Origin of the sequence: Nocardia sp. NPDC051052 (assembly GCF_044456045.1) — a bacterium.
Lineage (GTDB): Bacteria > Actinomycetota > Actinomycetes > Mycobacteriales > Mycobacteriaceae > Nocardia.
Window position 1 is genome coordinate 100,641 of the sequence record NZ_JBITFL010000004.1, and the last position, 12,641, is coordinate 113,281.

The following is a 12,641-nucleotide window of genomic DNA, read 5'->3' on the forward strand; positions in this document are numbered from 1 at the left end:
GGACGGAAATGACGATAGATAGACAACCAAGACTCGGCGTCGATTTCGGCCGGGTCATCCAGGGGGCGGCCTTGCGGGCCGGTGCCGCGGACACGGTATTCCTCTCCGGCGGACTCACCGAGGCATTGCGAACCCCGCCCAGCCCCAACGCTTTCGACGTGCTGCCCCGGCTGGTCCAGCTGTTCGAGGGCAGAGCGTGGGTGATCTCCAAATGCGGGGAGCGGATCGAACAGCGTACCCGGCAATGGCTCGACCACCACGACTTCTACGACCGCACCGGGATCCCGCGCGACAACCTGCGCTTCTGCCGCAAGCGCGCGGACAAGGCAGGCCACTGCGCCGAACTCGGCATCACGCACATGATCGACGACCGGATCGATGTGCATTACGCGCTGCGCGATCTGGTGCCGCATCTCTACCTGTTCGGCGCGCAATCGGAGCAGGCTCCCGACTGGCTGTGCCATGTGCGGGCTTGGCCCGATGCGGAGGCGGCTGTCACAGCCACGCTGGTCGACTGACCAGCGCGATCGTTCATGGTCAACACTTCAACCGATTGCCTGTATTCTGCACAGGGATGCTTTCGCATCCGATCAACGTTTCACTGATGGTGCAGGCGAGTCAGGTCTGCGGCAGCGACGAGAAGGAGGTGGGGTTGCATGCGCAGCGAACCTCCCAGTCGAAGGCCGCGCGGCGTCGCCCCTTCGCACTCCTGAGTAGTCAGCGACGGTTGGGGCGGGCGCCCGCGGTGTGAATCTCGCGCTCCCATTCACTCACGCATATCGCTGAGGACACCCCATGTCGCAGACCGATGTCATCGAAGTACGTCCGACGCTGTCCGAGTCACTGCAGGACATCGCCGACAGCCACCGCGTCGACGCCGCACTCGCCTGGCTCGACAATCACCCGCCGCACGTCATCGCCGACCAGCTCGCCCGGATGGACGCCGTCCAGGCCGGGATAGCGTTCCGGCTGCTCGACAAGGACCTGGCGCTGGCCGTCTTCGAAGAGCTCGAACCGGTCGACCAGCAGCAGATCCTGCAGGGCCTGCGGGACCAGAGCTTCCGCGACCTGATCGAGGGCATGGCGCCCGACGACCGCGCCCGCATGCTGCGGGAGGCGCCCGCGAAGGTCGCCAAGAAGGTGCTCGCCGGGCTGAGCCCGCGCGAGCGGCGGATGACCGCCGCGCTGCTCGGCTACCCGGAGGGTTCGGCGGGCCAGTACATGACCCCCGAGGTCGTCGCGCTGCCACAGAACCTGACCGTCGCCGAGGCGCTGACCATGGTGCGCGCCAAGGGCGCCACCGCCGAAACCGTCTACACGCTGCCCGTCGTCGACGCGGGCAGGCGACTGACCGGCATCGTCGAACTGCGCGAGCTGGTGCTCAGCAAGCCGGACACGATGATCGCCGAACTGGTCGTCACCGAACCGGCCTGCGCCCGCGCCACCGATTCCGCCGAGAAGGCGGCTCGGCTGATGCGCGAGACCAACGACCTCAACATGCCCGTGGTGGACAGCGAGAATCGGCTCGTCGGCCTGCTCACCATCGACGACGCCGTCGAGGTCATCGAGGCCGCGGACAGCGAGGACGTGGCCAGGCAGGCGGGTTCGGCGCCGTGGGAGGGCCACTACATGGCCGCGGGCGTGTTCCAGCTGGCCCGCTATCGCGCGATGTGGTTGCTGCTGTTGCTGTTCGCCGCGACGCTCACCGTCAGCGTCACCGACATGTTCGAGGGCACGCTGCAGCAGGCCGCGCACCTCGCGCTGTTCATTCCGCTGCTCATCGGCGCGGGCGGCAACGCGGGGGCGCAGGCCGCCACCTCCTGTGTGCGTGCGCTCGCCGTCGGCGAGGTGCGGGTGACCGACCTTTTCAAGGTGATCTGGCGCGAATGCCGGGTCGGTCTGGTGCTCGGATCCATGCTCGCCGCAGCGGGATTGGTGATCGGCGGGCTGTTCGTCGGTCCGCGTGTCGCGGTGGTCGTCGGCATCACCCTGGTGCTGATCTGTGGCTGGGCCGCGACCATCGGCGGCACCATGCCGTTGCTCGCCAAGAAGTTGCGCATCGACCCCGCGGTGGTGTCCGCGCCCATGGTCACCACCCTCGTCGACGCCACCGGCCTGATCATCTACTTCACCACCGCCAAGCTGGTCCTCGGTATCTGAGGGGAGCCGTTTAGTTCACCTTCAGGAGTCCGCATAAATCCGTTCGACTTGCTAACGTCGGAGCGATTCGCGAGGGACGACGGCGGGGTTCGGTGGACGGCAGCGGCACGAGCGTGCGTCGGGTATCGACCAGGCCGGGCAGTGAAAAGGTGCCCGTGCGTTGATGTTTCAATTACTCGACTTTTCCGTTGACGGCCGCATGAGGGGCGCATGAGACAGATTTTGTACTCGGCGATGATCGCGCTGGCGGTCTCGATCACCTTGACACCCTTGCTGATCAAGGTGATGACCAGGCTGAAGATCGGGCAGGAAATCCGGGCCGAGGGACCGGCCAGCCACCAGGCCAAGCGCGGCACGCCGCAGATGGGTGGCATCGCGATCCTGATCGGTATGTGGGCGGGGTATCTCGGCGCGCACCTGATCGGCATCCGCCACGATGCGGAGGGGATTTCCGTGTCGGGGCTGCTCGTGCTCGGCTTGGCCACCGCGCTGGGTGTGGTGGGTTTCCTCGACGACTTCATCAAGATCCACAAGCGACGCAACCTAGGGTTGACCGCGACCGGCAAGTACATCGGCCAGCTTGCCGCCGCGGTCGTCTTCGGGGTGCTCGCGTTGCGGTTTCCGGACAGCACCGGGCTGACGCCGGGCAGTCGGCACATGTCCTACGTGCGTGATGTGGAGACCGTGTCGTTCGGGCTGGTCGGGTTCCTGCTCGTGGTCAGTTTCCTGGTGGTGGCCTGGTCCAACGCGGCGAACATCACCGACGGCCTCGACGGGCTCGCCGCCGGATCGATGAGCTTCGCGCTCGGCGCCTACGTGATCATCACCTTCTGGCAGTACACCAATTCCTGTGCGGCCACCCCGAACGCCGGCTGCTACGACGTCCGCGATCCACTCGACCTCGCGGTGGTCTGCGCCGCGGGCGCGGGCGCCTGCATGGGATTCCTGTGGTGGAACGCGGCACCGGCCAAGATATTCATGGGCGACACCGGTTCGCTGGCCCTCGGCGGAATGCTCGCCGGGCTGTCCATCACCACCCGCACCGAACTGCTCACCGCGGTAGTCGGCGCGCTCTTCTTCGCCGAGATCCTCTCCGTCCTGCTCCAGATCGTCGTCTTCCGCACCACCGGCAACCGACTGTTCAAACTGGCCCCCTTCCACCACCATTTCGAACTCAGCAACTGGGCCGAAACCACCGTCATCATCCGCTTCTGGTTGCTGGCAGGCATCGCCTCCGCCGTCGGGCTGATGCTCTTCTACGGCGAATATCTAGCCGCCATCGGCTGACCGGAGGTACCACCCTCGGGGGTGATTTCCGCACCCCGTTGCGGCTCAGCTACCTCCCAAGGGTGCCTTATGGAGTGGTCGCGTTTGCTCGAACATTGGTTCAGACAAGCAACGCAACAACTTTCACCAGAGGGATTCGACTTTGACACACTTCATCAGCCGCGCCGCCGCGGGACTGTTCTTCGGAACTGTGACCGTCGCCGGCATTGTCGCTGTTCCCGCCACCGCGAACGCCGCGCAGCCGGACGACATCGTCACGATCCAGCAGGTGTCCAGTGGCCGCTACGTGGACGCGTGGGCCGACGGCTCGCACGACTACAACGTGGTCACCCGGCCGAAGCAGGGCGACGCCAGCCAGCAGTGGCGCATCCACTGGGATCAGAGCGGCACCGGGACCGGCACCGTGCAGCAAGTGAGCAGCCATCGCTACCTCGACGCCCACGAGATCGAGTCCCTCGACTACCACCTGGTCACCCGCCCCGCCCAGAACAACCCCACCCAGGTGTGGCACATCAATTCCATCGGCGCAGGCAAGTACACGATCCAGCAGGCCTCCAACAACCGCTACGTGGATGCCCATGAATACGCCGAGAAGGACTACGGCGTAGTGAGCCGCACTGCTCAGAACAACCCGACCCAGCAGTTCGTGCTGGTCGTAGTCGGCCACTGACCAGTAGTGGTTCCACTGAAGTGGCACTGGTGAACGTCGACCAAGTGGTACTGGTGAACGTCGGTGCGGCAGGCAATGCTGGAAAGCATGTACGTCCCCGCACATTTCGCTGCCGATGAGCAGGCCGTCAACGACCTGCTCAGCCGGCACGGCGCCGCCGATCTGATCACCGCGACGGCGGACGGCATGGTCGCCACCATGCTGCCGTTCGTCTACGACGCTGGCGCGCAGACGCTTCGCGGTCACCTCGCCCGCAACAACGATCAGTGGCGGCGGACTGCGCTCGGTGACGCACTGGTCATCGTGCGCGGTCCGGACGCCTACGTTTCCCCGGCCTGGTATCCGAGCAAGGCCGAACACGGGCGGGTGGTCCCCACCTGGAACTACGTCACCGCGCACGTCTACGGACGGCTCACCGTGCACGACGACCCAGCCTGGGTCGAACGGCTCGTCCGTGACCTGACCGAAAAGCACGAGTCGGGGCGCCCGCAACCGTGGTCCGTCGACGACGCGCCGGCACAGTTCATCTCGGGTCAGCTGCGGGCGATCGTCGGAGTCGAACTGGCGATCACCCGCATCGAGGCCAAGTTCAAGCTCAGCCAAAATCGCCCCGCCGCCGACATCGACGGCGTGTACTCCGGACTCGCCGCCGACGGTCACGAAACCATCGCCGATGCCGTGCGTCGAGCACCCACGGTGTGAAACCCGATCTCGCCGAAGCGATTAGGTGTCGGTGCCCGAAGATATGATCCGGTCGTATTTTTCGATGCGGTAGCGGACGAGGGGAGGGCTCGACCCATGAGCAGCAGCGGGAAGTCTTTGGAATATCGTGTGCATGAGCTAGAACGGTGGCGGGATCAGCAAATCACGCGCGATACTGTCACAGTGACCGGATTCGAGGAGAAGTTCGACGCCGTCCACGCCAGCCTGGGTGAGATTCGCGCCAGCATCGGCGTCTTGGACAGCCGTATCGGTGTCTTGGACAGCCGTATCGGCGATTTGGACGGGCGCTCGGTTGCGTCCCGGTTGATATCGATGAGTATCGACATCGGTAACCTGCTGTCTCGGCAGGAGTCGATGGAGACCCGGCAAGGGTCTATGGAGACTCGGCAAGGGTCTATGGAAGCTCAGCAAGAGCGCATGGGGACTCGGCTGGAGTCTATGGAGTCGGATGTCGGCTACATCAAGTCCGATGTCGCGCAGATTCTGCATATTTTACGGAAGCCCAACGGCGACAAGTAGTTCGAAATAGCGTACGAGGCCCCCACCGGCAGTGGGGGCCTCGTACGGTCGGTATGTCTATGGGCGGATGAGACTGTCGTGGACGACCGCCGAACCACCACCGCGTGTGCACCTGAACCATCGTGCGTGAGTTATATCGATGGTCATACGCCGAACTCCTTTGCTATATCGAGGATGAGAGCGTGGCTGTCGGCCTCGGTCAATGCCAGGCGTTCGAGGTCGGTGTGCGCGGATCGGTACGCCGAAATCTCCTCGGGACGCTCCAAATATAGATCGTCGGTGAAGCCTTGGACGTAGACCACCGGTGGCTCTGTCAGATGCGTGGTGGGATGCGGGGGAAACTCGAGTAGGACGAAGGTGCCGAACGTCAGAGCCTGATAGGTGCCTGCCGAAGTCGGCACCACACGCACCGAAACATTCTGTCGCTGTGCGGTTTCGGCGAGATGCGTCAACTGGCTGGCCATGACTCCCGAGTTTCCGGTCGAGCGGCGTAGCGCCGACTCGTCGAGGAAAACATCCAGTGTCAGTGGATTGGCATCACTGAAAAGTCGAGCCCGTCGCAGGGTCACGATATCGATCGTCGTCTCGACATTCGATTTCGGCCTGCTCGGGTTCTCGAGCCACAGCATCGCGCGGCGGTACTCGTTGGTTTGCAACATTCCGGGCAGGAACGTTGTCTGATAAGAAATAATCCGGTGCGCCGCGTCCTCCAATCCGAGGAACAGCTCGAAGCTCTTGGGGATAGCATCGTCGAACGCATGCCACCACCCTTTGTCCCTCGTCTCTTCGACGAGCGTCAGCAGTACCTGCGTCAGTTCGGCCGATACCCCGTAGATTTCGCATAACCGCTTGACGAACAACGGGTTCAACCGGGTCGGGATTCCGTTCTCCATGCGCCAGAATGTTTGTTTGCTGACACCGATCTGATTCCGCGCGGCTTCCGAGCTCATACGCGCGGCCGCACGGGCGTTGCGGAGCTCGCGGGCCAGTAGCCTGCGCGGAAGGGTCGAACCAGTCGTCATGGCTGCATCTCCGAAGGGTTGCTGAAGAGGTGGTCAGTAATGGAACGCATAGGTGGCAGCAACCGTGGAACATTCCAGAAATGCTGGCGAGCTCAGTTCTGGAATGTTCCACTGTTTCGCTGCGATATTGCACTGGTCGTGTGAAAGCCGACCCCAATCGGCCTCCGTGCTCATACAATCAGCTGACTGTAATGGTTGTGCACGAAATTGCCGAATTACCCAGTGCCGCACCGCAACAGGAACAATCCAGAATGGCAATTCCTTTTCGGAAAGGGCTTATTTGCAAGTCGTCGAGGGCATGAAATGGCGACCGAAAGTGTCTCGCCGCGGACAGTGCTCTGCCCCGGCACTCGGAGGGGAGTGCCGGGCACCGCGCGGCCACGCTGTACGGCACCCACACGCATTGACCGCGCATTCGCGGGAGCCGCGACGGCCTGGAAGGCCGAACACCTCGACGGCCCCGGGGCGGCGGGTGCACTCCGACCGGAGCGCGCCCGAGGCTGCGAGCGGGCGTTGACCGCAGCCATTAACGAGGTCGCCGGTGCTCCCGCGCTAGCCGCCGAGCTCGGCGCGACCGGCCGGGCCGCCACGCAGGTGAGAGCCCCCATCGACGTGAGTCATATGGTCGCCAAAAGACCTTGTAAAGCAACCTTTTGACTCACGTCGATGATCGAGGACGACCTTTGACTCACCTCGATTGCGGAAGATCCCTCAACGGGACCACAGCCAGTCCTCACGCTGGGACCTACGCGTTGCCCATGCCAGGCCGCGGCAGAGAAAGCCGGGTACCGTTGAGGGGTATGTGAAAGAAGAAGCAGGTATGCGGAGTTGACCTATCTGTCGCTTGGTCTGGTTTTGCCCGAGATCGGGTGGTGGCTGGTTAGGTGCCGAGGTCGAAACGTTCGGCGAAGCGGGACATTTCGTCGAATAGGTGCTCGGGATCGATGCTGCCGATGACGATTCGGGTCACGCCCTCGGCGGCGAGCCCTTCGACGCGTTCGGCGGGCATGTCGATCGAACCCCACCTTGTGTACTCGAGTGCCGCCGGATCTCGGGCTGCGGCAATGGCTTCCGCTTTGGCGAGGTCTAGTTGGCCGGCGCGTTCGAGGGGGCCTAGCATGCCGCCGGGGAAGTAGCCGTCGCCGCGTCGGCCGGCCCTTCGGGCGGCGGCGCGACTGGAGCCGCCGATGTGGATCGGTAACTGGGGCACCCCATGGGGTTTCGGGAAACTGACCAGTGAGTCGAAGGTGAAGAACTCGCCGTCGAAGCTGACGCCGTCCGCGCCGCCGGACCACAGCAGTCGCAGCACATCGATCGCCTCGTCGGTTCGTCGGCCGCGGGTGGCGAAGTCGACTCCTGTCGCGGTGGCTTCGCCGGGCAAGGTGCCGAGGCCGACGGTCAGCAACCGCATGCGGCCGCGGGACAGCACATCGATGGTCGCGAGCCGTTTGGCCAAGACCACCGGGTGCCGATACGGCAGCAGTAGTACGCCTGTGCCGAGCAGGATCCGGTCTGTGGCCGCGGCGACGAAGCTCAGGCAGTCGAGTGGATCGGGGTAGGGCAGGGTGGGGGGCATCTCGAAATTGCCGACCTTCGCGCCGGGATACAACGCGATGTGGTCCGGGAGATACAGCCCTTCGAATCCACAGGCTTCGGCGTGCTTGGCGAAGGCGATGATCCGGTCGGGGTCTGCTCCGTAATACGGTGCGCTGTAACTGATCGCAAACTTCATCGAGCGTTCCTCGGGTGACGTGGGCAGCGGACGATCGCGCCACCGGTCTATCGAAACCGGTTGCCGGACAGGTGGTTACCCGAATTCGCAGGCAGGCTCGGCACCGGCCAGCCGATGCCGGAGTTCCGCCTGCAGCGCGGTCAGCCTGGTGAGCGCCTCGTCCACCTCGTCGAGCTTGCGCCGCAGCACCGCGACCGAGTCCGGGCAACCGTCACCGGAGCTGCTGCCCGCCCGCAGGCAGGTGACGAACGGGCGGATGTCGTCGAGGTCGAAACCGTCCTCTAGCAGCGTCCGAATCTTCCGGACCACCGGCAGTTCCGTCTCGTCGTAGACGCGATACCCGTTGGTGGAGCGTCGCGCCCGCACCAGCCCGTGCTGCTCGTAGTACCGCAGGGTGCGGGTACTCGTTCCGGCCTGTTGCGCCAGCTCACCGATCAGCATCCGACCTCCTCCGAGCGACCGTCACGGCCACGCTAAACGTTGTCGCCGGTGTCAACGCAAGCGTCGCCGCGCACCATCCCGGGACGCGAAACGGCGGCGGAAGAATCCGCCGCCGTTGTCACCGGGTGAGTCGCTCAGAACTCCCAGTCTTCGTCTTCGGTGTTCACGGCCTTGCCGATCACATAGCTCGAACCCGACCCGGAGAAGAAGTCGTGGTTCTCGTCCGCGTTCGGCGAAAGCGCCGACAGGATGGCCGGATTCACCTCGGTCTCGTCCTTCGGGAACAGGCCCTCGTAGCCGAGGTTCATCAGCGCCTTGTTCGCGTTGTAGCGCAGGAACTTCTTGACGTCCTCGGTGAGGCCGACCTCGTCGTAGAGGTCCTGGGTGTACTCGACCTCGTTGTCGTACAGCTCGAACAGCAGCTCGAAGGTGTAGTTCTTCAGCTCCTCGCGCTCGGCCTGGCTGACCAGCTCCAGGCCCTTCTGGTACTTGTAGCCGATGTAGTAGCCGTGCACGGCCTCGTCGCGGATGATCAGCCGGATCAGGTCCGCGGTATTGGTGAGCTTGGCCCGCGAGGACCAGTACATCGGCAGGTAGAAGCCGGAGTAGAAGAGGAAGCTCTCCAGCAGCGTCGAGGCCACCTTGCGCTTGAGCGGATCGTCGCCGTTGTAGTAGTCCAGCACGATCTCTGCTTTGCGCTGCAGGTTGCGGTTTTCCTCCGACCAGCGGAACGCGTCGTCGATCTCACGCGTGGAGCACAGCGTGGAGAAGATCGAGCTGTAGCTCTTGGCGTGCACCGACTCCATGAACGCGATGTTGGTGTACACCGCCTCCTCGTGCGGAGTGAGCGCGTCCGGGATCAGGCTCACCGCGCCGACCGTGCCCTGGATGGTGTCCAGCAGCGTGAGGCCGGTGAAGACCCGCATGGTCAGCTGCTTCTCATCCGGGGTCAACGTGCCCCACGAGGGGATGTCGTTGGACACCGGAACCTTCTCGGGCAGCCAGAAGTTGCCGGTCAGCCGGTCCCAGACCTCGGCATCCTTTTCGTCGGGCACCCGATTCCAGTTGATGGCCGATACCCGATCGATCAGTTTCATCCTGCCTCCACACCTTTCCCGAGCCCGCTGCCGTGACGGATTTTCTCTCCCCCGGACACTACTCCTTGGGGGTGACAAGTCCGTGCAGCACAACACCTTGTGTCGCTGCGATGCGTGTCACCGAGGCGAGATACGCCGGGAGCCATCGCGTGCGGCCCCTATTCTGCGTCACGATCGCGCGAACAGCCACATCGGTGCTGGCGCGCCGCGCGAGATCGCTCATTGTTTGCTTGCGAACTGCTCGTGCCCCGCGGCGAGCGGGCACCACCGGATGAACGAGGCGCGACACGTTTGCCGGACCCGGACCGGGGGTCGTCACGACCCGGTGACCCGCCCGCCGATCTGCGCCGATTTCGCCTGTTCACGGGCTACGTTGGGCCGAAAGGTGTGCCACGCGTTTCGGAAGGAGTGTGTGTTATGACCAGTCCCGGTCCCGCCCGGCCCGGCCCCGTGCTCAATGACATGACCATCTTCGCCGGCGTCCTCATCCTCATCACCGGCCTACTGCATCTGCTGTCCGCGATAGCCGCCATCGCCGGCCGCGATATCTTCGTCGTCACCAAAGACCAGGTCTTCCTCGTCGACGTCTCCGCATGGGGTTGGATCCACCTGGTAATCGCCGTCCTGATGCTGATCGCCGGCTTCGGCATCGTCACCGGCAAAACCTGGGGCTACCTGGCCGGCATCGTGATGGCCTCGATCAGCATTCTCGACAACTTCCTCTTCGCCCCCATCTACCCGTTCTGGGCCCTGGTCATCATCGCCATCGACGTCCTGGTGATCTGGGCCCTGGCCCGCCAATTCTCCGTCCAGTAACGCCCGAAACCCTCGGCCCCGGTACCCCTTTCGGACACCGGGGCCGAGTTGCGCCGTCCTATGGCACACCATCGAGAGCCTCGCTCGGCAATCGCCGCAGTCATGTCACTCATCGCTGGGGGAGTAGACCGAACCAGCCGGGTCCGGCTCGAAGTGTCGCGGCGCGCTGGCGAATCAGCGAAATCTGATCCCCCCCCCCTGTGAAAAGCGACGTCTGAGTGGAGCGTTGGTTGCGGTGGCGGCGGTAGCGCAACGTGCGGGAGTCTACGATCGCGCCGGGGGACAAGGCAGAGGCGGACATGAGCAGGCCCGTATCTTCCATGCCGCGCATAGCCGCCCAGCCTCCGGTGGCGAGCAGGAGGTCGCGGTGCCACATCACACCGGCGGGGTGTACAGGTAAGCGGTCGGTCGTCCACGCGTCGATCAGTGCCCCTCGGGGGAGCAGGCCTGGCGCGAACGAGATCGGAACATCCACCAGCTCACCGGAATTCAGCAGGTCGCTAGCCGTGCCGACGGCGAAACCGGCGGACGGGTGCCGGTGCAGTGCGGCGCTGAGTACGGCCAAGGCTGTCGGTTCGAGTTCATCGTCGGCGTCGAGATTCTGAATCAGGGCCGCGGCGGCGCGACCGAGCGCGACGTTCCGGGTGATGGCCGGGCCTTCGCGGGTGCCGTTGAACGCCAGGCGGGTTCGTGGATCGTCCGCGGCGCCGCAGTCGATCAGCATCGCGCGCACCGCCGCGGCGTCGCCGTCGACCTGCACCAGCCAGTGCCAGTCCGGATGGGTTTGCGCCCGCAGTGACCGCCACGCTGCTGGCAGGTAGCGGGCATACTCGGCGTGCACCGCTGTGACGACCTCTACCCGCATATCGAGCAGTGTGCCATCGTGACGATCATGGTCCGGATGTGGTAGGCAGTGAGCTCGGGCACGCTGGGGTCGTCGGGAGGTAGGGGCACGGATGGATCACGTAGTTGTCGAACAGGCACTCGCGGCACTTGCGACCTCGGGTTCGCGACAGCTGGACCGCGACTGCGATCGCTACGCGCGGCGGTATATCGCCGAAGGGGTGGAACCGCAGTTCGATGTCAGCTCAGTGGATTTCGGCAGCGACCCCTACTTCATCTGTGCCGACCGATACTGGAACCACCGGATGGCGGCCGAACCGACCCTGCAGACCGCTGTCGAATGCGCGGGGTGGCTCCGCGAGCACGTCGCGCCGGGCTGCCGCACCGCGATACGCGAAAAGTGGGCTCTCGGTTACGCGTTCATCACCCGCGACTCGGTGGAGTCGCTGGACGAGGTTGCCGACGCGACCCGTGACATCGTCGCCAACGACGACCAGGAGTGCAGCCGAGCCTATTTCGCCACGCTGTATCACGCGGGAAAGCTGCGCGCGAACTTCTGCTTCGACGAGCTCAACCAGTTCCTGCAGTCCTCGCCGCTGACCATGGCCGCCGGATCACACCGCGAGACACCACTTTTCGTCGCACTGCAAGCCTTCGCGGCGTTCGGCAGCCGCCGGTTCACCGAGGAGTACGCGCGCAGCTTGTTCGACCGCGCATGGACCGCGGCCAACCGGAGCTACGCGGCAACCGATATCGCGCTCAACGGGCTTGCCGTCGGCGTTCCCTTCGCTGGCCAGGGCGAACTACTGCGCGCCCACGCCGAAGCAGCGCTGGCCGAGCACCCCGACAACCACATCTTCTACTACCGACTCGCCACCGGCCAATACCTGTGCGGCGCCCACGATGCCGCGCTGAACAGCATCGACACGGCCCTGCGACTGCTGCCCGCGATCGGCTGGCGAGTCAGCCACGAGCTACTGCAAGGCCAATATCTGACCAAACGCGAAGCGATCCTCAACGGACGCACCGAAGCGCACCGCGCTGCGGCCGACCGCGAACGCGTACAACACCACGAGCACTCCATCGCCGGAATGGCCGACACCGTGCGCAACTCGATGCTGCGCACCATCGAGGTCGTCTCGATCTTCGCGGCCGTCATCGCCTTCGCCGTCGGCTCCCTGAACATCTCCCTGAACGGCAATCTCCGCCTAGCCGACCGCCTCTGGATTGTCACCCTTCTAGGCGCCGGCCTCCTGCTCTTCGCCCTCCTGATAGTTGGCGGCAGCTGGCTCATCGCCCGCCGCCTCTCCGGTGAGCGCGGCGATTAACGG

General features: G+C 64.6%; 13 protein-coding genes. 8 read left to right on the forward strand and 5 right to left on the reverse strand.

The features are described 5' to 3' along the window. Positions 1-8 precede the first annotated feature (8 nt). From ACIBCN_RS14425 to ACIBCN_RS14450, 6 genes are all read left to right on the forward strand, one after another. On the forward strand, positions 9-518 hold the full coding sequence (locus ACIBCN_RS14425) for a hypothetical protein (protein ID WP_396992002.1): 510 nt from the start codon (positions 9-11) through the stop codon (positions 516-518). A 277-nt stretch (positions 519-795) separates the two neighbouring features. Beyond that, entirely contained in the window at positions 796-2,160 is a 1,365-nt protein-coding gene (mgtE, locus tag ACIBCN_RS14430) for a magnesium transporter (protein WP_396992003.1), read from the forward strand. Positions 2,161-2,370: 210 nt separating this feature from the next. Next, entirely contained in the window at positions 2,371-3,447 is a 1,077-nt protein-coding gene (gene mraY / locus ACIBCN_RS14435; RefSeq protein ID WP_396992004.1) for a phospho-N-acetylmuramoyl-pentapeptide-transferase, read from the forward strand. Between the two features lie 142 nt (positions 3,448-3,589). After that, positions 3,590-4,117: an RICIN domain-containing protein gene (locus tag ACIBCN_RS14440; protein ID WP_396992005.1), complete on the forward strand. Its 528-nt coding sequence runs from the start codon at positions 3,590-3,592 to the stop codon at positions 4,115-4,117. Between the two features lie 87 nt (positions 4,118-4,204). After that, positions 4,205-4,819 carry an FMN-binding negative transcriptional regulator gene (locus ACIBCN_RS14445; RefSeq protein ID WP_396992006.1) on the forward strand — a complete coding sequence of 205 codons (615 nt, stop codon included), beginning with the start codon at positions 4,205-4,207 and terminating at the stop codon, positions 4,817-4,819. Positions 4,820-4,915: 96 nt separating this feature from the next. Next, entirely contained in the window at positions 4,916-5,359 is a 444-nt protein-coding gene (locus ACIBCN_RS14450) for a hypothetical protein (protein ID WP_396992007.1), read from the forward strand. Positions 5,360-5,502: 143 nt separating this feature from the next. Here ACIBCN_RS14450 and ACIBCN_RS14455 read toward each other — a convergent pair whose 3' ends face one another. The 4 genes from ACIBCN_RS14455 to nrdF all read right to left on the reverse strand — a co-directional run bounded on the left by ACIBCN_RS14455 (position 5,503) and on the right by nrdF (position 9,651). Continuing rightward, positions 5,503-6,381, reverse strand: a complete 879-nt coding sequence (locus ACIBCN_RS14455; protein ID WP_396992008.1) for a helix-turn-helix domain-containing protein — start codon at positions 6,379-6,381, stop codon at positions 5,503-5,505. 880 nt (positions 6,382-7,261) lie between these two features. Beyond that, positions 7,262-8,113 carry a TIGR03619 family F420-dependent LLM class oxidoreductase gene (locus ACIBCN_RS14460; RefSeq protein ID WP_396992009.1) on the reverse strand — a complete coding sequence of 284 codons (852 nt, stop codon included), beginning with the start codon at positions 8,111-8,113 and terminating at the stop codon, positions 7,262-7,264. Positions 8,114-8,188: 75 nt separating this feature from the next. Beyond that, a complete protein-coding gene (locus tag ACIBCN_RS14465) occupies positions 8,189-8,554 on the reverse strand; it encodes a MerR family transcriptional regulator (protein WP_396992010.1) in 366 nt (121 codons plus the stop codon). Between the two features lie 134 nt (positions 8,555-8,688). Continuing rightward, a complete protein-coding gene (nrdF, locus tag ACIBCN_RS14470; RefSeq protein WP_396992011.1) occupies positions 8,689-9,651 on the reverse strand; it encodes a class 1b ribonucleoside-diphosphate reductase subunit beta in 963 nt (320 codons plus the stop codon). Positions 9,652-10,068: 417 nt separating this feature from the next. Between nrdF and ACIBCN_RS14475 the strand changes: the two genes are divergently transcribed. Further along, the gene (locus ACIBCN_RS14475; RefSeq protein WP_396992012.1) at positions 10,069-10,467 is read left to right on the forward strand and encodes a hypothetical protein; all 399 of its coding nucleotides are present in this window, start codon (positions 10,069-10,071) and stop codon (positions 10,465-10,467) included. A gap of 109 nt (positions 10,468-10,576) precedes the next feature. On the opposite strand, the gene ACIBCN_RS14480 is transcribed toward ACIBCN_RS14475, so the two are convergent. After that, entirely contained in the window at positions 10,577-11,332 is a 756-nt protein-coding gene (locus tag ACIBCN_RS14480; RefSeq protein ID WP_396992013.1) for a glycosyltransferase family 2 protein, read from the reverse strand. A 91-nt stretch (positions 11,333-11,423) separates the two neighbouring features. On the opposite strand from ACIBCN_RS14480, the gene ACIBCN_RS14485 reads away from it, so the two are divergent. Then, positions 11,424-12,638, forward strand: a complete 1,215-nt coding sequence (locus ACIBCN_RS14485) for a hypothetical protein (RefSeq protein ID WP_396992014.1) — start codon at positions 11,424-11,426, stop codon at positions 12,636-12,638. Positions 12,639-12,641: the final 3 nt, after the last annotated feature.

Excerpts from the sequence above, each read along its gene's own strand:
- ACIBCN_RS14425 (WP_396992002.1), top strand. The coding sequence starts at position 9 with ATGACGATAGATAGACAACCAAGACTCGGCGTCGATTTCGGCCGGGTC.
- ACIBCN_RS14480 (WP_396992013.1), bottom strand. The coding sequence starts at position 11,332 with ATGCGGGTAGAGGTCGTCACAGCGGTGCACGCCGAGTATGCCCGCTAC.
- ACIBCN_RS14465 (WP_396992010.1), bottom strand. The coding sequence starts at position 8,554 with ATGCTGATCGGTGAGCTGGCGCAACAGGCCGGAACGAGTACCCGCACC.
- ACIBCN_RS14475 (WP_396992012.1), top strand. The coding sequence starts at position 10,069 with ATGACCAGTCCCGGTCCCGCCCGGCCCGGCCCCGTGCTCAATGACATG.
- nrdF (WP_396992011.1), bottom strand. The coding sequence starts at position 9,651 with ATGAAACTGATCGATCGGGTATCGGCCATCAACTGGAATCGGGTGCCC.
- mgtE (WP_396992003.1), top strand. The coding sequence starts at position 796 with ATGTCGCAGACCGATGTCATCGAAGTACGTCCGACGCTGTCCGAGTCA.
- ACIBCN_RS14485 (WP_396992014.1), top strand. The coding sequence starts at position 11,424 with ATGGATCACGTAGTTGTCGAACAGGCACTCGCGGCACTTGCGACCTCG.
- mraY (WP_396992004.1), top strand. The coding sequence starts at position 2,371 with ATGAGACAGATTTTGTACTCGGCGATGATCGCGCTGGCGGTCTCGATC.
- ACIBCN_RS14445 (WP_396992006.1), top strand. The coding sequence starts at position 4,205 with ATGTACGTCCCCGCACATTTCGCTGCCGATGAGCAGGCCGTCAACGAC.
- ACIBCN_RS14460 (WP_396992009.1), bottom strand. The coding sequence starts at position 8,113 with ATGAAGTTTGCGATCAGTTACAGCGCACCGTATTACGGAGCAGACCCC.
- ACIBCN_RS14455 (WP_396992008.1), bottom strand. The coding sequence starts at position 6,381 with ATGACGACTGGTTCGACCCTTCCGCGCAGGCTACTGGCCCGCGAGCTC.
- ACIBCN_RS14450 (WP_396992007.1), top strand. The coding sequence starts at position 4,916 with ATGAGCAGCAGCGGGAAGTCTTTGGAATATCGTGTGCATGAGCTAGAA.